The sequence below is a fragment of the Streptomyces macrosporus genome (assembly GCF_039533145.1).
Taxonomy (GTDB): Bacteria; Actinomycetota; Actinomycetes; order Streptomycetales; family Streptomycetaceae; genus Streptomyces; species Streptomyces macrosporus.
Map to the genome: position 1 here is coordinate 56,932 of NZ_BAAASZ010000030.1, position 23,292 is coordinate 80,223.

The 23,292-nt window shown below is 70.2% G+C and carries 17 protein-coding genes and 1 pseudogene; 12 read left to right on the plus strand and 6 right to left on the minus strand.

The genetic code is table 11. From position 1 onward, the window contains the following. Positions 1-23: 23 nt before the first annotated feature. Entirely contained in the window at positions 24-812 is a 789-nt protein-coding gene (locus ABD335_RS21635; protein ID WP_344326103.1) for a nucleotidyltransferase domain-containing protein, read from the plus strand. Positions 813-1,859: 1,047 nt separating this feature from the next. Here the strand turns inward: ABD335_RS21635 and ABD335_RS21640 are convergent. Genes ABD335_RS21640 through ABD335_RS21655 form a run of 4 tightly spaced genes read right to left on the minus strand, consistent with a single transcriptional unit; the run spans position 1,860 to position 5,034 of the window. After that, positions 1,860-3,275: an amidase gene (locus ABD335_RS21640; protein WP_344326105.1), complete on the minus strand. Its 1,416-nt coding sequence runs from the start codon at positions 3,273-3,275 to the stop codon at positions 1,860-1,862. Then, complete coding sequence (locus ABD335_RS21645) at positions 3,266-4,069, minus strand: hypothetical protein (RefSeq protein WP_344326107.1); 804 nt, start codon at positions 4,067-4,069, stop codon at positions 3,266-3,268. The genes ABD335_RS21640 and ABD335_RS21645 overlap by 10 nt, the downstream gene beginning before the upstream one ends. A 3-nt stretch (positions 4,070-4,072) precedes the next feature. Next, positions 4,073-4,576, minus strand: coding sequence for a hypothetical protein (locus ABD335_RS21650; RefSeq protein WP_344326110.1), 504 nt, complete (start codon positions 4,574-4,576; stop codon positions 4,073-4,075). Then, a complete protein-coding gene (locus tag ABD335_RS21655; protein ID WP_344326112.1) occupies positions 4,573-5,034 on the minus strand; it encodes an XRE family transcriptional regulator in 462 nt (153 codons plus the stop codon). Before ABD335_RS21655 ends, ABD335_RS21650 begins: the two co-directional genes overlap by 4 nt. A gap of 74 nt (positions 5,035-5,108) precedes the next feature. Between ABD335_RS21655 and ABD335_RS21660 the strand changes: the two are divergent. The 5 genes and pseudogenes from ABD335_RS21660 to ABD335_RS21680 form a co-directional block, all read left to right on the plus strand. Beyond that, a pseudogene (locus ABD335_RS21660) lies at positions 5,109-5,570 on the plus strand (transposase family protein); the annotation flags it as partial. A gap of 461 nt (positions 5,571-6,031) precedes the next feature. Next, positions 6,032-6,433 (plus strand): hypothetical protein, encoded by a 402-nt coding sequence (locus tag ABD335_RS21665; protein WP_344326116.1) that lies wholly within the window; start codon positions 6,032-6,034, stop codon positions 6,431-6,433. A 385-nt stretch (positions 6,434-6,818) separates the two neighbouring features. After that, positions 6,819-7,481, plus strand: a complete 663-nt coding sequence (locus tag ABD335_RS21670; RefSeq protein WP_344326118.1) for a DedA family protein — start codon at positions 6,819-6,821, stop codon at positions 7,479-7,481. Between the two features lie 290 nt (positions 7,482-7,771). Continuing rightward, on the plus strand, positions 7,772-8,767 hold the full coding sequence (locus ABD335_RS21675; RefSeq protein WP_344326120.1) for a sensor histidine kinase: 996 nt from the start codon (positions 7,772-7,774) through the stop codon (positions 8,765-8,767). After that, positions 8,767-9,402, plus strand: coding sequence for a response regulator (locus tag ABD335_RS21680; RefSeq protein ID WP_344326212.1), 636 nt, complete (start codon positions 8,767-8,769; stop codon positions 9,400-9,402). Before ABD335_RS21675 ends, ABD335_RS21680 begins: the two co-directional genes overlap by 1 nt. Before the next feature lie 780 nt (positions 9,403-10,182). Here the strand turns inward: ABD335_RS21680 and ABD335_RS21690 are convergent. Further along, a complete protein-coding gene (locus tag ABD335_RS21690; protein WP_344326122.1) occupies positions 10,183-11,196 on the minus strand; it encodes a LacI family DNA-binding transcriptional regulator in 1,014 nt (337 codons plus the stop codon). Positions 11,197-11,623: 427 nt separating this feature from the next. On the opposite strand from ABD335_RS21690, the gene ABD335_RS21695 reads away from it, so the two are divergent. The 3 genes from ABD335_RS21695 (at position 11,624) to ABD335_RS21705 (ending at position 16,890) form a co-directional block, all read left to right on the plus strand. Then, positions 11,624-12,589, plus strand: a complete 966-nt coding sequence (locus tag ABD335_RS21695) for a glycoside hydrolase family 6 protein (protein ID WP_344326124.1) — start codon at positions 11,624-11,626, stop codon at positions 12,587-12,589. A 1,288-nt stretch (positions 12,590-13,877) separates the two neighbouring features. Next, the gene (locus ABD335_RS21700; RefSeq protein WP_344326126.1) at positions 13,878-15,155 is read left to right on the plus strand and encodes a CE1 family esterase; all 1,278 of its coding nucleotides are present in this window, start codon (positions 13,878-13,880) and stop codon (positions 15,153-15,155) included. A gap of 418 nt (positions 15,156-15,573) precedes the next feature. Continuing rightward, positions 15,574-16,890, plus strand: coding sequence for a glycoside hydrolase family 10 protein (locus ABD335_RS21705; protein ID WP_344326128.1), 1,317 nt, complete (start codon positions 15,574-15,576; stop codon positions 16,888-16,890). Positions 16,891-17,871: 981 nt separating this feature from the next. Here the strand turns inward: ABD335_RS21705 and ABD335_RS21710 are convergent. After that, positions 17,872-19,419: a GH39 family glycosyl hydrolase gene (locus ABD335_RS21710; RefSeq protein WP_344326130.1), complete on the minus strand. Its 1,548-nt coding sequence runs from the start codon at positions 19,417-19,419 to the stop codon at positions 17,872-17,874. Positions 19,420-19,973: 554 nt separating this feature from the next. Here ABD335_RS21710 and ABD335_RS21715 point away from each other — a divergent pair. Genes ABD335_RS21715 through ABD335_RS21725 form a run of 3 tightly spaced genes read left to right on the plus strand, consistent with a single transcriptional unit; the run spans position 19,974 to position 23,180 of the window. Then, on the plus strand, positions 19,974-21,245 hold the full coding sequence (locus tag ABD335_RS21715) for an ABC transporter substrate-binding protein (RefSeq protein WP_344326132.1): 1,272 nt from the start codon (positions 19,974-19,976) through the stop codon (positions 21,243-21,245). Positions 21,246-21,255: 10 nt separating this feature from the next. Further along, entirely contained in the window at positions 21,256-22,278 is a 1,023-nt protein-coding gene (locus tag ABD335_RS21720; protein WP_425583699.1) for a carbohydrate ABC transporter permease, read from the plus strand. Continuing rightward, positions 22,278-23,180: a carbohydrate ABC transporter permease gene (locus tag ABD335_RS21725; protein ID WP_344326135.1), complete on the plus strand. Its 903-nt coding sequence runs from the start codon at positions 22,278-22,280 to the stop codon at positions 23,178-23,180. Before ABD335_RS21720 ends, ABD335_RS21725 begins: the two co-directional genes overlap by 1 nt. The last annotated feature ends 112 nt before the right edge of the window (positions 23,181-23,292 follow it).

Genomic DNA, 23,292 nt, shown 5'->3' on the forward strand with positions numbered 1-23,292 from the left:
GGCACTCTGCGAGGATCCTGGCCATGGCAGCGACTGCAACGGATCGCGTGCTCGAGCGGTTCGTCTCCGAGATACGCCTGGCGGTGCCGACGGTTGCCGTCTGGGCACACGGTTCCCTCGCGCTGGGCGACTTCCAGCCGGGGCGCAGCGATCTCGACCTCATTGCGGTGGTCGACAGCCCGCTGGACGGCGAGCGGAGGGACCGGCTGGCAGGCATCCACCGACGACTGCTGGACGAGGAGCCGGCCGCGGCCAAGTTGCACTGCTCGTACCTGGCCAGGGCGGCGCTTTCCGAGGTCGAGACGGGCCACGTCACCTGGGCGCACGGCATGATGCTAGAACGCCCGGTGACACCGGTCACCCGCCGGGAGTTGCTCGATGGCGGACTCACCCTCCACGGTCCGCCGCCCGCGGAACTGCTCCCGCCGCTCGCCCGCGGGCAGCTGGAGGACTTCATCCGACGCGACCTGGCAGAGTACTGGCTTCCGGCCACGAGCAGACCGCTGCTGTGGCTCCAGGATGTCTGGGTGGACCTGGGCCTGCTGGTCCTGGCCCGCGCCACGGTCACCCTGCGCGACGGGCGACTGATCACGAAGGGCGAGGCCCTGGTGGAACTGCCGGCACTCGGTGCGCCCGCGGAGGTGGTGCGCGACATCCACGAGCGTCGGTACGCAGATCCCGAGCCGATCGGCCGTCTGCGGCGTGTCCGCCGGGCGGTGCAGGCCCGTGCCTTCGTGCGGCGCGGTATCAAGCGCACCCTGGCCATGGGCGGAGGCCCCCAGGGGTCACCGCCTGGCGTGGACGAGTCATGACGGCCTGCCGGGCTCTCTGCCGGCCCGGGACGCGGACACGGGTGCGGGCTCCAGTGCCGGTATACCGGTACCGCCGGCGGGATCGAGACCGTCCAGGTCGCCGTCCGTCTCAGCCACACCTGCCGGCACGGCCGCGCTGCACCGATTCCTACCGCCTCGCCACCACCTGGGCACGAGCCGAACAGACCGAGGCCAGTAGGTGACCCATCCCGCCGTGTGTGTACGGCACCGCCCCTCGGCACGGCGGTGGCGAGGCGCCTCCATCTCACCAGCCGGGGGCGTCGGTCACGCCTGGCACGCGCGGAGAACGACAAAGGGCGGCAGCCCGGCGCGTTGCGGCTGTACGACGTCGACCTGGCACGGCCCAAGCGCGTGCCGACGCTGAACCGGGCGGTGGTCGCTCGCCAGACCTGTCTGGAATGCAAGCGCCGGTACTTCCACGCGCTGAAATGCGCGGAATTGTGGTGCCGCGTGGGTGACCGGGTGCGGCCGGCAGGGGTGGGTCATACAGTGACCGGCTTGGCCGGGACTGCCGGAGAGCGATGACACTCGTGCGTCGGCCGCATGCCGCACATGGTTTCCCGTCCGGCGGTCCCTGGGGACGGAAAGTCGGGCCGTGGCTCCCGCCGGGCGGGAGCCACCAGGGCTCGTGCTGTTTCGGCAGGTCGGCGCGGTGTGGCGTGGTGGGCGTGATGGATGTTGCGAGGATCACCGCCGGGCAGGCCCACCGCTACTACTCGCGTCAGGTGGTGGTCGGGTACGGCCGCCGCCGGGGCGGTGGATGAGGCGGGGCCTGGCCGTCCTCGGCCTGGCGGCGGGCCAGGAGGTCACCGAGGCGCAGCTGCGGAACCTGTTCGGCGAGGGAGACCGGCACCCGCACACCGACCGCCTCCAGCCTCGACGCGCCGGGTGTGGTCTCGACGGAGACCTGCGACCTGGGAACCGGTGGAAAGGGGTGGCGGCCCCCTTCTTCGCGAAGGGGGCCGCCACCGTCTATGGGGCAGCCCGCTACACCGGCCGACGAAGTGGAGGTGCCGGCGGCGGCCGTTAGACGCGGCTCAGCAGCCCGGCCAGGTGTGTGACGGTGCGGTCGGCCAGGTAGGGGCCGATGAGCTGGACGCTCAGCGGTAGCCCGCCGGACGTCTTCCCCAGCGGGACGGTGGCCGCAGGGAGGCCCGCGACGCCGGCCAGGTTGAGCCAGGTGGTCTGGTCCCAGTAGCCGCGGCGTTGGCCGTCGACGGTGATGTACCGCTCGGGGACGGGCACGCCGGTCTGGTCGGGCACGGCGGCCGTCGGCGCGGCCGGGGTGATGAGGACATCGACGTCGCGGAAGTAGTCCGCCCACTGGCGGCGCAGCCGCACGCGCCGCTCGTGGGCCAGCATCCAGTCCCGGTGCCGCATGGTGCGGGAGCGTAGATAGAAGGCGTTGGGGGACTGGTCGTTCTCGGGGAGTTTCGCGGCGGCCTCGACCTCGGCGGCGAACGCGGCCGCCGGAGCGGTGGCGGCCGCGCTCGCATACATCAGGGACTGGAACAGCTGGTCGGAGTCGGCCATGCTGACTGGCCGCGTGGTGGCCTCGACGCGGGCGCCGGCGTCGCGCAGCCGCCGGGAGACCCGGTCGAGCAGCGCGCGGGTGGCGGAGTCGACCCGGCAGTACGGGTCGTCGGCCCACAGGCCGACGCGGTACTCGCCCAGTCGCTCGTGCCGGGGGGCGGGCAGCCGCAGTCGCCACGCGGCGGCCTCCTCCGGCGGAGGCCCGGCCAGGACGTCGAGGGCGAGGTCGAGGTCGGCCGCGCTGCGTCCGAGCGGTCCCAGGGTGAGCATGTCGGAGGACGTCAGCCAGCCGGGCGGGCGCGGGATGTGGCCGCGGGTGGGCACGATGCCGTGGCTGGTGCGCAGGCTGTAGACCCCGCAGTAGTGGGCGGGCAGCCGCAGTGAGCCCGCCAGGTCGCTGCCGATGTCCAGCGGACTCAAGCGGGCGGCCACCGCGGCGGCCGGGCCGCCGGAGGAACCGCCCGCGGTGCGGGAGGAGTCGTGCGGGTTGGGGGTGGTACCGAACAGCTCGTTGCCGGTCTGGATGTCCTGGCACATGGCCGGGGTGTTGGTCTTGCCGAGGACGATCGCGCCGGCCGCGCGGAGCCGGGCCACGGCGTCCGCGTCCTGGTCGGGGATGTGCCGGGCCAGGTCGGTCGCGCCGCACGTGGTGCGCAGCCCCGCCGTCTCCAGAGAGTCCTTGAGAGTGATCGGCAGCCCGAGCAGCGTTCCTCCCCGTCCGCGGGCCCGTCGCCGGTCGGCCTCCTTGGCGGCCTCCAGAGCGGCTTCCGCATCGACGGTGACGACCGCGTTGTACTCCGGATGGCGCGTGATGCGATCCAGGTGCGCGGCGGTCAGCTCGCGGCTGGAGACCTTGCCACGGCTCAGAGCGTCCAGCTGTTCGGCGGCGGACAGGCGTGTCAGGTCCATGAAGGGGAGGGATCCTTTCCGGCGTCGGCGGTGGTGAAGTGGGCGGCGATGCGCACCAGCGCGCGGACGTCGTCGTCCGGGGTGCGCAGGTCCTCGCGGGTGGCGGCGTCGGCGTACTCGGCCGGGTTCTGGGAGGTCTCGCCGCACCGGTAGGCGGCCAGCGCGGCGCGGAGCCGGTCGGCGGTGGCGACGGCGGCCAGACGGACGGCGCTGTAGCCGAACGTCAGCACGGCGCCGGCCGCGACGATCCGCAGCCCGCGAGCGATCCAGACCTCACCGGTGCGGCGGGCGACCCGCCGGCACCTTGCGACGAGGTACGCCTCGCCGATGACGTAGGCGGTGATGGAGAGCGTCAGATAGCCCTGGTAGACGCCGTCGTGCAGGTAGTTGACGGTGAAGCCGTGCGGGGTGGACCGGCCGGTCGGAGTGAGCTGGAAGAACAGCACCGCCAGTGCGGTGACGACCGCCGCCCCGGCCGCCGGCGACCAGCGAGACCGCCGCCGGGCCTGCTCCGGCGACAGGTCCCAGTGGGCGAGGACGACCGGCTGGAGCGCCGGCATGGCCTCCACGTATCCGAAGGCGGCGAGGATGCCGGTGGAGGGGCGGCCGGTGAGGTCGTCCAGCGTCCGCCGGACCGGCTCCAGCGACACCAGGAACGAGACGGCGGAGAAGCCGTAGACCCCGGCGAGAGCGGCCAGGGCGCGGTCGCGGCGCAGACGCTCGGGCGGCCAGAGCAGGAGCAGGAAGCCGAGACCGGCCAGGGCCAGGCATATGGGGTGGAGAAGCTGCTGCACGGTCTACCTCCCGAGACGCAGCAGCGTCTGCGCCACGCGGCCGGTGGTGCGATGGACAGGGCGGCGGTGGACGTGCTGCTGGAGATAGGAGCCGATCAACTCGGCTTCCTGCTCGTCCCGGTGCTCGTAGTCGCCGCGGCCCAGCATCATCCGCACCACCGCCGGATCGAGCGTGGGCACCAGCCGTTCGGTGACGGGACTCACCGGCCCGGACGCCGGCCCTCCCCGGTGGTTGCGCAGAACGTGCCCCAGTTCGTGCGCGATGATGTGGTCCTGGTGGAAGCGGCTGGTCTCCGGGTGGACGAAGACGTAGTCGACATCGGCGGTGCGGATCCACATGCCGCACAGGCTCCGGTCGGTGCCCGCAGGGGCGGGCATCAGGCGGATCGGGTGGCCGGGTCGTTCCTCGATGGCGGGCAGCAGGTCCCGGATGCTGTCCGCCGGCGGCAGGCCGAGGCCGCGGACGAAGCGGCGACTGTCCCGGTGGAGAGAGGCTCCGAGCTTCATGGGTGGCCCCCTGCGGCGTCACCGCCGGATCCGGATTCGGCGTCCAGGCCCTCGCGGTGGCGGATCTCCTCGATGGCGGCCAGGACCTGTTCCAGACTCTGGGGCGACAGACCGGCGACCCGGGCGGCGACCCGCTGTACCTCGCTGTCACGCAACTGCCGGACGAGCCCCAGCTCCGCGTCCACCCGGGCGGCGGTGGCGTCGTCGAAGAAGTAGCCGACGGGCACCCCGAAGAAGCCGGCGGGGGTCTCCAACTGCCGTCGGGAGGGATTGGTCGCCCGTCCCGTGCGCAGCTTCCACAGACAGACATGGGAGATGGTCTCGCCGCCGCGCTCCCGCAGCAGGTCGGCGACCTCCTGGTTCGAGTACGTCCCTCGGCCCGGCGGGTGCACCGACTCGAACAGGTGATTCAGTCGTGCGACGAACGTATCCGTCGACTCCGTGGGCTCTGTGGGCATGACGCTCTCCTGGACACCCCGATCACTGTGAGTTGACGCTGTCTGACTTGGTGTGCCGGATTCATCTTCTACCGGGGCCTCGCCTGTTCCTGATGTGCACCCCAGTGGGCATGCCCATCACTTGGGCCCTGGCCGGCCCGAAGCTCGATGAACGCGAGGTGCTGACCGCGATGCTCGACCGAGAGCCGCACTTGGCCGCCGACCGCCCTGGCCTGCTGCTGATCGCGGCCAAGGGCTTTGCGGCCAAGGAGTTCGAAGCCGACCTGGCCCGGCAGGGCATCAGGCTGCTGCGGCCGTCCTTCGATCGGGAGGAGAATCGGGCCGGCGAACCGCTGCTGAAGTTGGTTCGCCGGCTGATCGAGTCGGTCAACGACACCCTCAAGGGCCGGCTCGGGCTGGAGCAGCACGGCGGCCGGACCTTCGAGCGTGTGGCCGTCCGCATCGCCCAGCGGATCCTGGCGATGGCAGCCGCGATCCGGCACACCCACCACATCGGCGCACCCACCACCGGATCACTGATCGCATGCGACCAGTGATCACATCGGAACCACTCGTCTAGAGGGTATCGCCAGGCCGTATCAACGGCCTCCCCGCAACGGCTCCGCAGCACCTTCCGGGAGTCGTTGCTCTCCCGCACTCGCGGGGGTGGCCCCGTCTCCACGGACACGCCCGGGCGTCCGGTGTTTCCTTGCCACAGCCCCGGTTCCTCCAATGCGGCGGCCCGCTCACGGGGGTTGGTCGCGGCGGCTTCTCCGGTTGCCGAGCCATACCCCGAGTTTGATCGGGTGCTGGTGTCCGGCCTGGTCGTGGACGGTCTCGACCCATGTTCGGGGCGCCCCTGCGGGTGTCCTTCCCCTCCGGGAACTGGCCCGGGGCCGGTCGGGTGCTCGCCGCGCTGCCTGATGGCCTGTGTGGGCGGGGACCGAGGTGGCAGGGGGTGAGTCGGGTCGGGACGGGGACTTGACCTCAAGCGTGGTTGAAGGGCCAGGGTCGAGCCATGACCACACAGGACAACACGATCCTTCTCTTCCGCAACACCATGCGCATCACCGACGGTCATCTGGAGAGCTTTCGCGGCGCCATCGCCCGGGCCGTGGAGTTCGCGCGGCAGCACGGGCCGCAGCTGATGGTGGAGACGTTCGTGGACGAGGAGCGGATGCTCGCGCACAGCTTCCAGCTCTATCGGGACTCCGACGCGGTCCGTGTGCACTGGAGGCTCGCGGACCCGTACATCCGCGAGGTGATGGAGCACTGCCGGGTGGAGCGCTTCGAGGTGTACGGCGAGCCGGACGCCGAGGTGGTGGCGGGCGTGCGCTCGGCGCTCGGCGAGCAGTGCCCGCTCACGTTCTCCTCCCGTATCGCCGGCTTCGTCCGCTTCGCCGCGGAGCCTCGGACGTAGCCGTCGTGCCCGCACGGCCGGGTAGAGAGCCGGATCGGTGGGCGGTGACGCGCTCTCGGTGGCTGTTCCACCACGGCAGGACGCTGCGGTCGGTACGCGGCTCCTCGGCCGGAGCACGGCGGAGGGCCCGGACCGTCGGGTCCGGGTCCCAGGTCACAGTGCTCCCGGTTCTGCCGGCGCGGCGGCGCGTTCGGCCGGCCCTGCGCGACCGCGGTGCGGGGCGCGCCCAGGGCCCCACCCTGCGGTTTTCCGCAGGGTGGGGGTGCGGGAAACCGTACAAGTTCGACGGCAATCCTCATACCCGCGTCAAGCTGCGGTTTCTAGCGTGAGGAGGGATCGCGGCGCATGCCCGCGGCGACCGCCTCGCCACTCTGGAGAAGCATCCATGGACCTCATGACCCTGGCCCTGCCCCAAGAGCCCGCCGACGGAATCGCGGGGTGGGCAGCCGATCTCGTGGACACGATGGGCGGCCCCGGGGCGGGGCTGGCCATCGCTTTGGAGAACCTCTTTCCGCCGCTGCCGAGCGAAGTGATCCTGCCGCTGACGGGATTCGCGGCGGGACAGGGCGTCATCAGCCTGTTCTCCGCCCTGTTCTGGACCACGCTCGGATCGGTGGTGGGTGCCGCCGTCCTGTACTGGATCGGCATGCTGTTCGGCCGTGACCGCATGTACGCCATCTGGGCCCGACTGCCCCTGGTCAAGACGTCCGATCTGGAACGGACCGAGCAGTGGTTCGCCAAGCACGGCACCAAGGCCGTGTTCCTCGGCCGCATGGTGCCGATCTTCCGCAGCCTGATCTCCGTGCCGGCCGGCCTGGAGCGCATGTCGATGCCGGTCTTCCTGCTCCTGACCAGCCTGGGCAGCCTGATCTGGAACACGGTGCTCGTCATGGCCGGTTACTGGCTGGGCGACCAGTGGGATCTCGTCGAGACGTACGTCGGGGTCGTCTCCAAGGCCGTCATCGTGCTGGTCGCCGCTGCTCTGGTGTTCTACCTCGGCTTCCGCCTGCGCACCCGCAGCACCGCACGACACCGCCGCACGTCATGACCTCGCCCGTCGCCGCGGCCGCCAGGCGATCTTGCCCGCACTGTGCGGCCGGGCTAGTCTCGGCACCTGTGCAGGGGGATTCGGCCCGCATCACCATCCACCACCTCCCGGGTGCTGCGGGACCCGCCCACCCGGAGGGCGGAACCCCGTCGGCGCCCCCTTCGTTTACACGTCGCGCCGCGGGCGTGATGCTCGGCTGCGGCACCGCGTTGACGGGATTGCCGTACTTCGCCACGGTCGGTCTCGCCTTGGGGCCGCTTCTGCTGTGGTCGCGGACACGGCGGTACGCCATGGCCGCACTGACCGCCGGAGTCCGTCGGCTCGTCGCGGTGGAGCGGTTGCGCCGCTCGGCCTTCTTCGGCGACCACTTCCCCGCTCGCCGGATCTCGGACCGGCGAGCGCTGCGCTACCTCGCGGTACGCACCTGCACGGGCTTGCTGACAAGCGTCGTCGTCGGGTTGCTGGGTTTCGGAGCCGTCCTGGCGGGGCTGCTCGTCGCCGGTCTCGCCCGGGGCACGCTCGGCTGGTGGGAACTGCTCACCCAGGTGCTCCTCGGCAGTGTTCTCCTTTTCCTCGACGTGCAGGGCCTGTTCTCGCTGGAGGCGCTGGACTCGCGCCTGGCACGCGAGTGTTTCGGCCCCTCGGAGCGGGAGCTGCTGCAGCAGCGCATCGACGAACTGGCCACCAGCCGGGCGGCGATGGTGCTGGCGGTGGACACCGAGCGCCGCCGCATCGAGCGCGACCTCCACGACGGGGTCCAGCAGCGTCTGGTGGCGCTGGCCATGCTGCTCGGCCGCGCCCGCCGGGCGGGCCGTACGCCCGAACAGGCCGACGCGCTGCTGGAGCAGGCCCACAAGGAGTCCCGGGAAGTCCTCGCCGAGCTGCGGGAAGTGGCCTGGCGGGTCTATCCGACAGCGCTCGACAGCCTGGGCCTGCAGGAGGCCCTTGCCGGGGTCTCCGAACGGTGCGGCATCCCCATCCGCATGGACTTCACCCTCGCCACGACGTTGCCCGCGTCCGTCGAGACCGCCGCCTACTTCGTCGTGTCCGAGTCCGTGACCAACGCCGCCAAGCACTCGTCCGCCACGGAGATCCTCGTGAGCGTGCGGCAGCACGGCCCCGTCCTCGTCGTCCGGGTCGAGGACAACGGTGTGGGCGGCGCCGATCCCACCGGCAGCGGACTCACCGGGCTGCGCGGCCGGGTCGGCGCCCTCGATGGCCGGTTACACGTCCACAGCCCTTCCGGGGGCCCCACCATCATCACTGCGGAGCTGCCGTGCGCGTAATGCTGGCCGAGGACTCGACCCTGCTGCGAGAGGGGCTGGTCCGGCTGCTCACCGAGGAGGGCCACACGGTGCTCGCCGCGGTGGGCGACGCCGCCGCCCTGCTGCGGGAGGTCGAGGCGCGGCCGCCGGACATCGTCGTCGTGGACATCCGTATGCCCCCCACCCACACGGACGAGGGGTTGCGCGCCGCGCTCGAGATCCGGAGGCGCCGGCCCCGGGTCGGCGTGCTGGTGCTCTCCCAGCACATCGAACGCAACTACGCCGCCCAGTTGCTGACCTCGAACGCCGAGCGGATCGGCTATCTGCTCAAGGACCGGGTCGCCCAGATCGAGGAGTTCCTCGACGCCCTGGAGCGGATCCACGCGGGCGGAGCGGTCATCGACCCCGAGGTGGTACGGCAGTTGGTGATCCGCACCACGCACACCGACCCGCTGGCCCGGCTGACGCCGCGCGAGCGGAGCGTCCTGGAGACTTTGGCCCAGGGGTACACCAACGCGGCCATCTCGCAGAAGCTGCACATCTCCATGAGCACGGTCGAGAAGAACCTCAACACGATCTTCGACAAGCTCGAGCTCGCCCACACCACGGGATACAACCGCCGGATCCTGGCCGTGCTGCGCTACCTGGAGTCGTGAGCCGGGCAGCGGAGGGTTCGCCGCCGAGGTGGCGGCGGTGACGGCGGCACCGGTGAGTTCGGTGTCGTCGATCCGGTCCGACAGCGGCGGAGACTCCGGGATGTCGTTGGTCTCTGTGCCGATCTCGCGGCAGGCCAGGGTGGTGCCGTCGCCGTGGCGGACCGCGGACAGGGCGAAGACCCGGCCGTCGTCGGGCGTCCGTGGCGCGGAAACGGCGGCTCCGCCGGGCGGCAGCGGAGCGGGGGCAGGCGTCGCCGGCCGGGGCCTGCCGGTCGTACCGCGTCCCCGGACGCCACCGGCGACGGCCCGCCCGGTCGCACCCACGCCCGCAAGCCCGCCGGGAGAGCCGAAAACGTACCGGCCGACGTGCACGCCGCCTGACCGTCCTCGCCCACCGCAACCCCACCCGCGACGGCTTCTTCACCCTCGACCTGCGGAACGCCCGGCTGCCCGGTGTCGAGCACCGGTTCCGGCGCCCCGGGAGACCTGCGGGACCGACCGGTGCGTTGCTGTCCGGCGCGAAGGACCTGGAAGGACCTGCGAGCGCGTCGGGCGGTTTCCGCCGTGATCGACTCGACCACCGAGCTGCCGCTCCTCCGGCCGGTGACCCGGCCGCCCCGGACAGGGGTTGCCGAAGCCTGGAGGGACCGCTGAGAACGGCGGGCAGGGCGGTGAAGGCCGCTCACAGCGCCGCCGGGTACCGCCGTGTCCGCTTCCCGCCCGACGGACCGTCCAGGCTGCCCCCGTCACAGCAGAGCTGCCCCCGCCACGGCGGGCCTGTCAGGCGCTGGAGCGGGTGACCAGGCGGGTGGGCAGGATCAGCGGGGTGGGGTCCTGGCCGTTGACGAGTGCGACGAGCATGCGCGCCATCTCCCGTCCGAAGGCGTTGATGGGCTGGTGGACGGTGGTGAGTGGCGGGTCGGCGAGCTCGGCGACGGCCAGGTCGTCGAAGCCGACCACGGAGACGTCGTCGGGGACTCGTCGGCCGGCCTCGCGCAGCGTGCGCAGCGCTCCCACTCCCATGTTGTCGTTGGCGGCGAACACCCCGTCCAGGTCGGGATGCTCCGTCAGGAGTGCGGCCATGGCGGCGGCACCGCTGGACTCGGTGAAGTCCCCCTCCTGCGGCGGGAACGGATCGAGGCCGGCCGCCAGCATGGCGTCCCGGTAGCCGCGGTACCGGGCACGCCCGGCCTCGGTGTCCAGGCGCCCGCAGATCATGGCCACGCGCGTGCGGCCACGCGAGACCAGGTACTCGGTCGCCTCGCGTGCTCCGCCGACGTTGTCGACGTCCACGTACCACCGGGGGGCTGGACCGACCGGGCGTCCTCCGAACACGACGGGCATCTTCGCCCGCTCGGCCATGGGGACGAGCGGGTCGTCCTCGCGCAGCGCCATCAACATGGCGCCGTCGGCGCCCTTGGCCCGAAGGAGCCGCTCCACCCGCTTGCGGCCCCGGTCGGAGGCCGCCAGGCACAGCATCAGATGCAGGTCGGCTTCCTCCAGGGCGGCCGACGCCCCCACGATCACCTGGGCGAAGAACGGGTCCGCGAAGATCGACGGGTCTTCTCCCGCGACGACCAGGGCGGCTGCTCCCGTGTGGCGGGTGGCCAGAGCGCGGGCGGTCGGATTGGGCACGTAGCCGAGCTGCCGGACGGCCCGTGCGACGGCCTCGCGCTTGGCGCGGCTGACGTGTGGTGCGTTGTTGAGGGCGCGGGAGGCCACCGAGCGGGAGACACCGGCGAGTTTTGCCACCTCGTCGAGTTTCGGCTGCGGGTGGGGCGCATCTACTGCCATGGAGCCATGAGCCTTTCCCTCTCGACCGGACGAGAAGCATCTCACTCCGGTCTTCTCCGCTGCCACCCACTCGGCCGGTGACGGCGGACAGGTACGGGGCCTGGGAGGGTCGGCGAACTGGAAGCGCTTCCAGTCTGTGGCGCCTGTGGAGCTTGTCATCGTCATGCGAAGGGCGGCCGTACGTCGACCCTTGACACTCCTACCAGCCCGTCACATGATACCGAGCATCCCTCAAAGCCCTCAGGGACTTTGGGATCGCTTCCGGTGGGAGCGCTCCCAGTGTGTTGCTGACGGCCCTTCGGGGATGTCGTCCCTGCCGACCGGTCGCCGCTGCGGGGGGACGTCGTACCACCGCACTTCCTCAGCGCGTCGCATGCTTGGGACGAGAGCGTGCGACGCATCCCTGCCAGGAAATCGAGGTACAGTCATGCGCCGCAGACTCCGCGCCCTGGTGGCAGCGCTCTTCGCGCTGCCCCTGGCACTCACCGTCGCACCGTCCGCCCACGCGGCCGACCCGACCACCATGACCAACGGGTTCTACGTGGACCCCGACTCCAGCGCGAAGCGATGGGTCGCCGCCAACCCCGGCGACGGCCGGGCGTCCGCGATCAACGCCTCCATCGCCAACACCCCGACGGCCCGCTGGTTCGGCTCCTGGAGCGGGGCCATCGACAGCGCCACGAGTGCGTACACGGGAGCGGCGGACCGCGCGGACAAGCTGCCCATCCTCGTCGCCTACAACGTGTACAACCGCGACTACTGCGGTGGGCACTCCGCCGGCGGAGCCTTCTCGCCGTCCGCCTATGCCACCTGGATCTCCCAGTTCGCCGGTGGGATCGGCAACCGCCCGGCCGTCGTCATCCTCGAACCGGACTCCCTCGGGGACTACGGCTGCATGAACCAGGCCCAGATCGACGAACGCGAGAGCATGCTCACCAATGCCCTCGCCCAGTTCAACCGCCAGGCCCCCAACACCTGGGTCTACCTCGACGCCGGCAACCCGGGCTGGGCCAGTGCGCAGGCCATGGCCGGGCGCCTCCACGAGGCCGGTCTCCGCCAGGCCCGCGGCTTCTCGCTCAACGTCTCCAACTACTTCACCACGGCCGAGAACATCGCCTACGCCAACGCCGTCAACAGGGAACTCAGCGCCCGCTACGGTTACACCAAGCCGTTCGTCGTGGACACCAGTCGCAACGGCAACGGTTCCAACGGCCAGTGGTGCAACCCCGCGGGCCGTCGTATCGGCACTCCCACCCAGTTGGGCGGAGGCGCCGAGATGCTCCTGTGGATAAAGGTCCCGGGCGAGTCCGACGGCAACTGCGGAGTCGGGGGCGGCTCCTCGGCCGGACAGTTCCTCCCCGAGGTCGCCTACAAGATGATCTACGGCTACTGACGCCGGGATTCCCGTGGCCCGGTCCATCCCCGTCCCATGACCGGGCCACGGGCGCCGTCACGTGCTGTTGGCCCGTCACACCCTCGGCCGACCCGTCGGCGTCACACCCCGGCACGCCGAGCGGTGTTCCTGTTGTCCGGAGGCTCGTCGTCGCCTGCCGGTGGAAGTCCGGTCCGGGTGGCTGCCAGGAGGCCCGGGTGACCTGCGGAGGGTCGGCATCGGAAGCGCGCGTCCCATGACCGTTGATCCCGGGAAAGGGGCGCGGACGGAGGAGCCCTACGGTGTCCCTGCGGCCTCGCCACGAGTACGCCGCAGACCTTCCTCGTGGCCTCCCGGCCGGCTTCGGCAGACCACCCCAGGAGTTGGCGGACCACCCGAAGGATGCCCCGCATACGCGCCGCCTCCGGCCCTGATCCTCCAGGTTCGAGCCGGTGCTCGTTGAGAGACGTGAAACGCCGGTTCCTCGCGTACTCCTCTCCACCGCGCTTGCCGGACCCGCCCCATCCGGCAGTACGGGACACGTCCCGGCTTCGCCGGGGCCGCTCTCACTCTCCCGTCACCCCCGGAACAGGTTGCCCTCGGCTTCCACCCGTCTGCTGCGACAGCGAGCTGGTGCAGGTCCTCCACCTCCACGCGAACCACCAGCGCCTCACGGCGCAAACCGAAAGCGCGACAGATCTGTTCGACGGGCGGACCCGGGACCGGAGGGTGTTGACATGCCCGGGGGCCTCCCTATCATCCATAGCTGTCCGACAGCGCGAATGGTGTTCGAAATTTTGAACAAAGTTCTGTTGTCGCTGTTCAAGGAAGAGTCGTGCGCCGTCCCTTGTGTTCCTGTGTTTCCGCTCGCGCCGGCCCCGCTGTCGTTCCGGGAAGGAGCCCTGGTGCCCAGTCGATCAGGCGGGCGGCTCCTCCGCTTCGTCACAACCACCGCGGGCGGTGGCCACCGCGTCCGTCACGGCCTCTGTCCGCCATCCGGCCGCTCGCCGGCCGGTGTCTCCCAGAGGTCAGGACGGTCCCGGCTCGGCTCTTGCCCACCGCCGGAACGAGGTCCGTCCGGGCGGCCATCCGGTCGATGGGCCTCGGCGGCATGACGGGCCTCTGGGGCCGCCGCTCCGGCCCACCGGCGGCAGCGGCCGGCGGCTCGACACCATCTGGTGGCAGCCGCCGCCGGGGCCGTCGTTGCCCGCACTGCGGCAGCCCGGCCGCGCAGCGCATCCTCACACGTCGCGCCCCTCTGACCCCTGCCTGCGCATGACAACGCCCCGACGAAAAGGAGAGTGACAGGATGACAAGAGCAAGGCCCCTCTTATGGCCCGCCGTGGTGGCGGTGCTGCTCACCTTGACCATGGGAGGCACGGCACTGGGCAGCGGCCACGGCCCGAACACGCCGCTCACGGCCTCCGGCACCACGGCCGCCACCTCCGGATGCGGCAAGGCCCCCACCCTGACGAGCGGTACGCACACGATCCAGAGCAGCGGCAAGAACCGGAGCTTCATCCTGCGGATCCCGGACGGCTACGACCGAAACCACCCCTACCGGCTGGTCTTCGGATTCCACTGGCTGGGCGGTACCTCCACCGACGTCGCCACGGGCCGCACCGTGGAGACGGGCACCTGGGCCTACTACGGGCTCCAGCGGCTGGCGAACAACAGCACCGTCTTCGTCGCGCCCCAGGGCCTCAACAACGGCTGGGCCAACACCGGAGGGGAAGACGTCGCCTTCGTCGACGACATGATCAGGCTGATCGACGCGGAGCTGTGCATCGACACCACACAGCGCTTCGCGCTGGGCTTCAGCTACGGCGCCGCCATGTCCTACTCGCTCGCGTGTTCCCGGGCGACGGTCTTCCGGGCGGTCGCGGTCCAGAACGGCGGGCAGCTCAGCGGATGCAGCGGCGGCACCCAGCCCATCGCCTACCTCGGGGTGCACGGCATCCGGGACACCGTGCTGAGCATCTCCGGCGGGCGGGCGATGCGGGACAGGTTCGTCAGGAACAACGGCTGCACCCCCCAGAACCCGCCCGAGCCGGCGCAGGGCAGCCTGACACACCGGGTCACCACCTACTCGGGGTGCTCGGAAGGGCATCCGGTCGCCTGGGCCGCGTTCGACGAAGGCCACATCGCCGCTCCGCAGGACGGAGCTCCCGGGGACAGCGGCTCCCGGACCTGGCTGCCGCAAGAGGTGTGGAAGTTCTTCACGCAGTTCCAGACCCCCACCCCGTCACCCGACCCGACACCCGGGACGTCGACCTGCAAGGTCACCGACACCGTCACCGCGTGGAACACCGGCCTGGTCTCGAACATCACCATCACCAACACCGGCACCACCCCGATCGACGGTTGGTCCCTGGTCTTCACCCTGCCCGGCGGCCAGGCCGTCACCTCCGGCTGGAACGCCGACTACTCACCCGCCTCCGGCCAGGTGACGGCCAGGAACACCCCCCACAACGCCACCATCGCCCCCGGCGCGTCCGTCGGTATCGGCTTCCAGGCCGCCCACACCGGCAACACCGCCACGCCCACCGCCTTCACCCTCAACGGCACCGCCTGCACCGTCACCTGACCGGCAAGCGGCCCGGGAACAGATCCGGACCGGCTCCGCCTGGAAGCCGAGGCCGGGATCCGTGAGGACTGCCGCGCCGCGTCGGCACCACGGCTTGTCCGGACCGGGCCGATGCCCCGACCGGTGTGCTGCTCCATCCGGCTTCTCCGCAACCGGCACAACGCGCCCGCGGCGGCCGGGGCGCCGTGGGAGGAGCCGGATGGAGCCCACCTCCACCTCGACACCGACAGGTGGTCCTTCCCGTCCACGGGAGGGAACCGGGACAAGGCCGGATCGGTTCGCTGCCCCACCACCACGGCAACACACCAGGCCCCGGACGTTTCCGAATCGAAGGAGAATCATGTTCCGCCACCACCCGGCCCGAGGCCGCCGCACGGCCGGTCTCCTCGTCACAGCGTTGACGACCTTGTCGGCCGGCTTGACCGCGGTCGCGCCCACTCATCCGGCCTACGCCGACACCGCCACCTTGGGCGAACTGGCCGAGGCCAAGGGCCGTTACTTCGGCTCCGCCACGGACAACCCCGAGCTGTCCGACACCCAGTACACGCGGATCCTGGGCAGCGAGTTCAACCAGATCACCGTCGGCAACACCATGAAGTGGCAGTACACCGAGCCGTCTCAAGGCCGGTTCGACTACACCGCCGCCGAGGAGATAGTCGACTTGGCCGAATCCAACGGCCAGTCGGTGCGCGGACACACCCTGGTGTGGCACAACCAGCTGCCGAGCTGGGTCGACGACGTGCCGGCCGGCGAGCTCCTCGGGGTCATGCGCAACCACATCACCCACGAAGTCGACCACTTCAAGGGTCGACTGATCCATTGGGACGTGGTCAACGAGGCGTTCGAGGAGGACGGCAGCCGCCGGCAGTCGGTCTTCCAGCAGAAGATCGGCGACAGCTACATCGCCGAGGCCTTCAAGGCCGCCCGCGCCGCCGATCCGGACGCCAAGCTCTACTACAACGACTACAACATCGAAGGCATCGGCCCCAAGAGCGACGCCGTCTACGAGATGGTGAAGTCCTTCAAGGCCCAGGGCATCCCCATCGACGGCGTCGGCATGCAGGCCCACCTGATCGCCGGCCAGGTCCCGGCAAGCCTTCAGCGGAACATCCAGCGCTTCGCCGATCTGGGCGTCGATGTCGCCCTCACCGAACTCGACATCCGCATGACCCTGCCGCGCACCGCCGCCAAGGACGCCCAACAGGCCACCGACTACGGCACCGTGGTCAAGGCGTGCCTGGCGGTCTCCCGGTGCGTCGGCATCACCATCTGGGACTACACCGACAAGTACTCCTGGGTTCCCTCCGTCTTCCCCGGCCAGGGCGCCGCCCTGCCATGGGACGAGAACTTCGCCAAGAAGCCCGCCTACCACGCCATCGCCGCCGCGCTCAACGGCGACAACCCCATCCCCGGCGGCAACTGCACCGCCACCTACCGCGTCACCAGCCAGTGGCAGGGCGGCTTCACAGCCGAGATCACCGTCGAGAACGGCCACACCGCGCCGATCGCCGGCTGGACCGTCATCTGGACGCTGCCCAGCGGCCAGTCCATCGGCAACGTGTGGAACGGAGAACTCACCGTCGACGGACGGAAAGTCACCGTCCGCAACGCCGACTACAACGGCACCCTCGGCAGCAACGGAAGCACCACCTTCGGCCTCCAGGGCCGAGGCACTGCCGACACTCCGGCGGACGTGACCTGCACCCCCGGCCAACCGTCCAGGACCCCGGCGTAGTCGGTCGACGCCGGTTTGCCGGCGGCTCGCCGTGCCGGGAGGAGCCGGTGAAGTGGGTGGACTCCCACGGCCGGACCCGTACTCCGATCCTCGGCCCACCGCGGACGTCGTGGCCGAAGTCCGCGGTGGGCTCGGCGCCGAACCGCCGGCGCAACCGGTCGATGACATGGGTGCCGTGCTACACGAGGCCGCCGCCCGCCGGCTCGCCGTGGACCCGGTTCATCGCCATGAGCGGTCCGCCGAGGGCGCATCTGCTGTGGACTTCCCGCACCTGCCCGACACGCCCCTCGCGGCGCCCGGACGGGGAGTGGGTCGTGCTGGTCGTCGTGTGGGGTGACAGGAGACGGGGAAGCTGCCGTTTGCCACCGCTGCCTTCCGGGTGCTGCGGGACGTCCCCTGGAGCCGTCTCGCCGAGCCCTTCGACTGGTAGGGGAGGGGTACCGGCCGGGGCCGGGCACTGCCCGTAGGGCGTCGGCGGCCACCGGCGTCCGCGTCTGCCCGGCCGACCAGCGGATTCGCCGGTCCACGGGTCGGTGGACCGCGGAACTGTCAGGCCGGGTCGGCTCCCGTGATCTGGGGCGTGGAGGGCGGGCACGGGACGCTGCTGGGGCGTGCCGGACTGGAGACGTGGATCGGTGGCCGGGCGGGGACGGGCCGCCGCCCTGGACGGCGTGGCGGCCCGTCGTGGTCCGTGATGCCCGGCCCGCTGCGGTCGTGCGCCTGGACGGGCCCGGCGCGGTCGCCGAGGTCAACGCGCTGTGGCACCGGCTCGCGGCCGAGTACGGGATTCTCGGCGCGGACGGCGCCTTCCTCGTCGACGTCGCGAGAAGACGGCGCGGGCGGAGGCCCGGGAGAGCCCCGAGGAGCGCCGGACCGCGTGCTCCTGGAAGTGGCCGCCTGGTAGGGGGCAACCCCTTCGAACCCGACCGGCCCCGGAGCGGCAAGGGCCCGCTGCCGAAGCCCCGGTGGGCGGCGGGGCGCTCACGACCGGTTGACGGAGGCGTCGGAGTCCTCGGTGCCGAGGCCGAACAGCCGGTTGTCGCTCCACCACTCCGGCGTCTCGTCGACGACCGGGGTGAGTTCCAGCAGTGTCACCTCGTTGCGGCCCAGGACGAGGTCCACGTCGGCGCGCCCGCCGGCGATGGGCACGCTCCGGTGCGAGCGGGCGGGTTCGCCGGCTTCGCGGAGGGCGTCGAGCAGGCGGTTGCCGGGCGCGAGCGGTCGCCCCATCTCGCACCAGGCGGCCCAGGAGTTGCCGGCGTCCTCGCTCACGGAGCGGCGGCGCGCGAAGGCGGAGCCCTGCGCGTCCGGGGCGCCGACGGGCAGGGACAGTCGGACGGTGTGGCCGGCGACGGGCACACCGCCGGTCGGGTCGGCCGGCGCCCAGGCCAGCACGGTGATGCGCCCGTCGCCGTGCCGCGTCACCAGGTGGTCCTCGCCTCGGGCGAGCACCTGCTCGCCCATCTCGGCCATGAATGTGTACAGATGGTAGGTGGGCTTCTTGATCTGACGGTGTGTCAGTAGTCCGAAACCGCCGTGGAACGGCGCGGTGGGGATGCCCACCTCCTCGAACACGTCGCTGAACGTCCAGTACGAGAAGGAGTCCGCGAGGTCACCCCCGTTCACCAGCACCGGCGCAAGGTACGCCGCGTGGAACGCGGTGTCGTGGATCGGGTTGTCCGGCCGGTACGAGGAGTTGAACTCGGTGATGTGGACCGGCAGGTCCGCGAGCTTGGTGCCCGCCAGCTGCCGCCGTGGGGCGCCGAACTGCTCCAGCAGCGCCGACGCCGGCATGAGCGTCTGGTGGGCGCCGAACGGCACGGGCTGGACGGGGCCGGAGGAGTAGGCGTGGCGGCTCACGAAGTCGATCGGCAGGTCGCGGGCCTCGACGAACTCGGCGAAGCGCTGGATCCACTCGTCTCCGTAACCCGGCGCCAACGAGGGGCCGCCGACCTGGAGTTCGGCGTCGACCTCCTTGACGGCCAGCGAGGTCACCTCGTAGAGGCGGTGGTAGGCGTTCTGGTCCGCGGACCAGAACGCCGACAGGTTGGGCTCGTTCCACACCTCGACCGGCCAGCGGCGCACTTGGTCGATGCCGTAGCGGTCGACCAGGTGCCCGATGACGGCGCGGACGAGGTCCGCCCACTCCTTCTCGTCGCGAGGAGGAGTGATGTTGCCCTTCCACCAGAACACGGTGTCGTCGCCGGAAGCGAGCCCGGACGGCATGAAGCCGAGTTCGAGGAAGGGCGCGATGCCCCTCTCCAGGTAGGCGTCCACGACCTGGTCGACGTACGTGAAGGCATGGCGCACGCGCCGCTCGCCGGCGTAGTCGTAGGGGCGGTGGACGCCCATCCCGTCACTGAGCAGGCCGTGTCCCCGGATGTACCGGAAACCGATCTCCTTTTGGACGAGGTCGAGCGACTCCTGATAGTCGCGCCGCAGCGCGAGGTCGAGCCGACCCGTGCCGACGCAGTGGCGCCAGGCGTCGGAGAGCCGGGCTGTCGGCTGCCGGGGAACGACGATCCGCATGGTGGAGGTTCCTCTACTGCGGTGCGGTGTGGGATGAGGCCCGCCGGGGACGGGCGGGTGGATCAACCGTGCTCTTGCTTGACGTGCTGCGCGCCGTGGGGAGCCGGGGAAAACGGTGTCGAGGTGTCGAGCGGTCCACCTGCCCGCGCTCGGCGGCCTCCCGGTGCGTGTGCCGGCAGGTCAGGACCGCGACGAGCATCTCGTACTTCCCGCTCGGCGACAGCCGTCTGCGGGGCTTGTGTCCCGATGGGGCGTCGGAGGCGTTCGGCATGGGAGCCAACCTTCCGGATCGAGGTGCGGAAGCCGGTGCCTGGCTGAGTGCGACTGGGTCCGTTCCTGATCGTCACCGCATCCGTGTCTGATCACGTACGACGACGGTTGTGTCGGTAACGATTGCGCAACTTGCGAAAACTGTTGGTTGCTTCTCGCTCGTTTCTGACTGTACATCTTAGCTTCCGCTTCGCGGACGGCCCATTAGTTTGCGCAAACTAATGGCAGCTGGATCACTGACAACAGATCAGGGAGTTTCCACGACGATGAGGAAAACCCGCAGCGTGACGGCTGCCGCGATCGGCTTATGCATCGCACTCGCTGCCACCGGCTGCGCCGGCGGCAGCGACGGCAGCGGCGGTTCGTCCGATGGCCGGGTCGCGTTGACCCTCTGGACGAACGCGATGGAAGGGCCCGGTGCGCAGTACTGGAAGGACGCCGCGAAGGAGTACCGCTCGCTGCACCCGAACGTCACGATCAAGATCCAGTCGGTCCAGAACGAGGACTTCGACGGCAAGCTGCAGACCGCGCTCAACTCGAACTCGGCGCCTGACATCTTCCTGCAGCGCGGTGGCGGCAAGATGCAGGCCATGGTCGACGCCGGCCAGATCCAGGCGTTGGACCTGACCGACGCCGACAAGGCGAATGTCGGCGCGACGGCTCTCGAGGGCGTTTCGATCGACGGCAGGGTCTACGCGATGCCGCTCGACACACAGCCCGAGGGCATCTACTACAGCAAGGACCTGTTCAAGAAGGCCGGCATCACCTCGACGCCGACGACGATGGACGAGCTCAAGGACGCCGTCGCGAAGCTGAAGGCGATCGAGGTCGCGCCGATCGCGGTCGGCGCCAAGGACGCCTGGCCGGCTGCGCACTGGTACTACAACCTCGCCCTGCGCGAGTGCAGTCAGGACACCATGATGGAGGCCGCCGAGTCGCTCGAGTTCGACGACGCGTGCTGGACCAAGGCCGGTGAAGACCTGGCTTCGCTCCTGGAGGTCGACCCCTTCCAGAAGGGCTTCCTGACGGCTTCGTCGCAGCAGGGCGCCGGGTCGTCGGCGGGCATGCTCGCGAACCACAAGGCGGCCATGGAGCTCATGGGCAACTGGAACCCCGGTGTGATCGCCAACCTGACCCCGGACAAGAAGCCGCTCCCCGACCTGGGCTGGTTCCCCTTCCCCGCCGTGCCCGGTGGCCAGGGCGACCCGACCGCCATCATGGGCGGCGGTGGCGGATACTCGCTGTCCAAGAACGCACCGAAGGAGGCCCTCGGCTTCCTCCGGTTCGTTGTGACCAAGGAGCAGCAGGAGGCCTATGCCGAGGCCTTCGACACGATCCCGGTGAACAAGGACGCCCAGGGGGTCGTCACCGAGTCCTACAACATCTCGGCACTGCAGGCCTTCAACAAGGCCGCCTACTCGATGCAGTTCCTTGACACCGTGTACGGCCAGAACGTCGGCAACGCCATGAACATCGCCGTCGTGAACCTGATGGCCGGCAAGGGCTCCGCCGCCGACATCGTCGAGGACGTCAAAGCCGCCGCCGAGAAGGGCTGAGGACGCGGACATGAGCAACACCCTGGGTACTGACACGGCCGACGGCCGTCAGTCGCAGGGCGCGCCTCGAGTCGGGGACGCGGCCAAGTCCGCGTCCCCGACTCCGCCACGAGCGGCTGCGCACCGCCGAGGCCGTGCCAGGATGCGACTCGAGATCGCGGCCCTGTCCGCACCGGCGATCATCATGTTCCTGACGTTCGTGATCTTCCCGGTCGTGCTCGCCGCGTACTACGGCTTCTACCGGTGGCAAGGCTACGGGGCGCCCACCGACTGGGTCGGCCTGAACAACTACAGGCTGATCCTCGCCGACCCCGCGTTCCAGGACGTCCTGTGGCACAACGGCCTGATCCTGGTGCTCTCACTGGTCATCCAAGGCCCGCTGGCGATCGTCCTCGCGCTCCTGCTCAACCGGAAGATCCGCGGCCGCTCGATCATCCGCGTCCTGATCTTCGTGCCCTACATCATCTCCGAGGTCATCGTCGGCACCGGCTGGAGCCTGATGCTCCAGAGCAACGGAGCCGTCAACGACCTGCTGCGCCGGATCGGCCTGGGCTCTCTGGAGGCCGACTGGATCGCCGACCCGGAACTGGCCATCTGGACGCTGATGGCCATCATCACGTGGAAGTACATCGGCTTCGCGGTGATCCTGATGCTCGCCGGCCTGCAATCGATCCCCGACGAGATCTTCGAGGCCGCGCAGATCGACGGGGCCTCCTACTGGCAGATCCAGCGCCGCATCACGCTGCCGCTGCTGGGGCCGACGATCCGCATCTGGGCGTTCCTGTCGATCATCGGCTCGCTGCAGTTGTTCGACCTCGTCTACATCATCTGGGGACAGTACGTCTCGGGAACCGCGGGCACCTCGACCATGGCGATCTACATGCTCGCCCAGGGCCGCAACGCGGGCAACTACGGCTACGGCAGCGCCGTCGCGGTCGTGATGTTCGTGATCTCGCTCATCGTCGCGCTGATCTACCAGCGCTTCCTCCTGCGCCGCGACCTTCGGGGCGCCGTCACCGAAGGGACCGTGTGATGAGCGCGACGACCGGCACCTCCCCGAGATCCTCCGCGGCGGAGCCGAAGGCGCCCACCGGCCGGCGCGGCAATCGTGACAAGCCGCGGAAGTGGGGGAGCCCCTTCGCCTACTTCATCGCGCTGCTCTTCGTCGGCGTCTGCATCGCACCGGTGCTCTACATGGTGCTCGGCGGATTCCGCACCAACTCGCAGATCACCACGAGCCCGGCCGCCCTGCCGCGTCCCTGGGTGGTCGGCAACTACATCGACATCCTGAAGTCGACGATGTTCTGGGGTGAATTCGCCAACTCCCTCATCGTCGCGATCGCGAGCACCGTCGGCATCGTCGTCCTCGGCCTGATGGTGAGCTTCGTGATCGCACGCTACGACTTCAAGCTCAAGGGTGCGATGTACTCCCTGTTCGCCGCGGGCCTGATGTTCCCGATAGTCGTCGCGATCACTCCGCTGTACCTCGTCATCAAGGCCCTCGGCCTCGTCGACAACCTGCTCGGCGTGATCGTCCCGCAGATCGCCTTCGGCCTGCCGACGACCGTCATCATCCTGGTGCCGTTCCTCAGGGCCATTCCGAACGAGATCGAGGAGGCCGCCGCGATCGACGGTGCGAGCCGACTCGGATTCTTCTTCCGCATGGTGGTCCCGCTGTCGCTGCCCGGTGTGGTCACCGTCGGCATCCTCGGATTCATCGGCAGTTGGAACAACTACATCCTGCCCCTGTACATCCTCAACTCGCAGGCGAACTACACCCTGCCGCTCGGCGTCCAGGTGTTCTCCTCGCAATACTCCACGGACACCGCGAAGGTCCTGGCGTTCACCTCACTCGCCATGCTGCCCGCCCTGATCTTCTTCTCGATCTTCGAGAAGCGAATCGTCGGCGGTCTCACCGGCGCCGTGAAGGGCTGAAACCGGCACCAGGATCCGAGCCGGACCGTCCCACGCCTGCCCCTGCCGTGCCTCCGGCGGGGGCAGGCCGCTGGTCGACGGCATCGCTCAGCCCGCGACACACCCCTGCCTC

Excerpts from the sequence above, each read along its gene's own strand:
- ABD335_RS21635 (WP_344326103.1), top strand. The coding sequence starts at position 24 with ATGGCAGCGACTGCAACGGATCGCGTGCTCGAGCGGTTCGTCTCCGAG.
- ABD335_RS21640 (WP_344326105.1), bottom strand. The coding sequence starts at position 3,275 with ATGGACCTGACACGCCTGTCCGCCGCCGAACAGCTGGACGCTCTGAGC.
- ABD335_RS21650 (WP_344326110.1), bottom strand. The coding sequence starts at position 4,576 with ATGAAGCTCGGAGCCTCTCTCCACCGGGACAGTCGCCGCTTCGTCCGC.
- ABD335_RS21655 (WP_344326112.1), bottom strand. The coding sequence starts at position 5,034 with ATGCCCACAGAGCCCACGGAGTCGACGGATACGTTCGTCGCACGACTG.
- ABD335_RS21665 (WP_344326116.1), top strand. The coding sequence starts at position 6,032 with ATGACCACACAGGACAACACGATCCTTCTCTTCCGCAACACCATGCGC.
- ABD335_RS21670 (WP_344326118.1), top strand. The coding sequence starts at position 6,819 with ATGGACCTCATGACCCTGGCCCTGCCCCAAGAGCCCGCCGACGGAATC.
- ABD335_RS21675 (WP_344326120.1), top strand. The coding sequence starts at position 7,772 with ATGGCCGCACTGACCGCCGGAGTCCGTCGGCTCGTCGCGGTGGAGCGG.
- ABD335_RS21680 (WP_344326212.1), top strand. The coding sequence starts at position 8,767 with ATGCTGGCCGAGGACTCGACCCTGCTGCGAGAGGGGCTGGTCCGGCTG.
- ABD335_RS21690 (WP_344326122.1), bottom strand. The coding sequence starts at position 11,196 with ATGGCAGTAGATGCGCCCCACCCGCAGCCGAAACTCGACGAGGTGGCA.
- ABD335_RS21695 (WP_344326124.1), top strand. The coding sequence starts at position 11,624 with ATGCGCCGCAGACTCCGCGCCCTGGTGGCAGCGCTCTTCGCGCTGCCC.
- ABD335_RS21700 (WP_344326126.1), top strand. The coding sequence starts at position 13,878 with ATGACAAGAGCAAGGCCCCTCTTATGGCCCGCCGTGGTGGCGGTGCTG.
- ABD335_RS21710 (WP_344326130.1), bottom strand. The coding sequence starts at position 19,419 with ATGCGGATCGTCGTTCCCCGGCAGCCGACAGCCCGGCTCTCCGACGCC.
- ABD335_RS21720 (WP_425583699.1), top strand. The coding sequence starts at position 21,256 with ATGAGCAACACCCTGGGTACTGACACGGCCGACGGCCGTCAGTCGCAG.
- ABD335_RS21725 (WP_344326135.1), top strand. The coding sequence starts at position 22,278 with ATGAGCGCGACGACCGGCACCTCCCCGAGATCCTCCGCGGCGGAGCCG.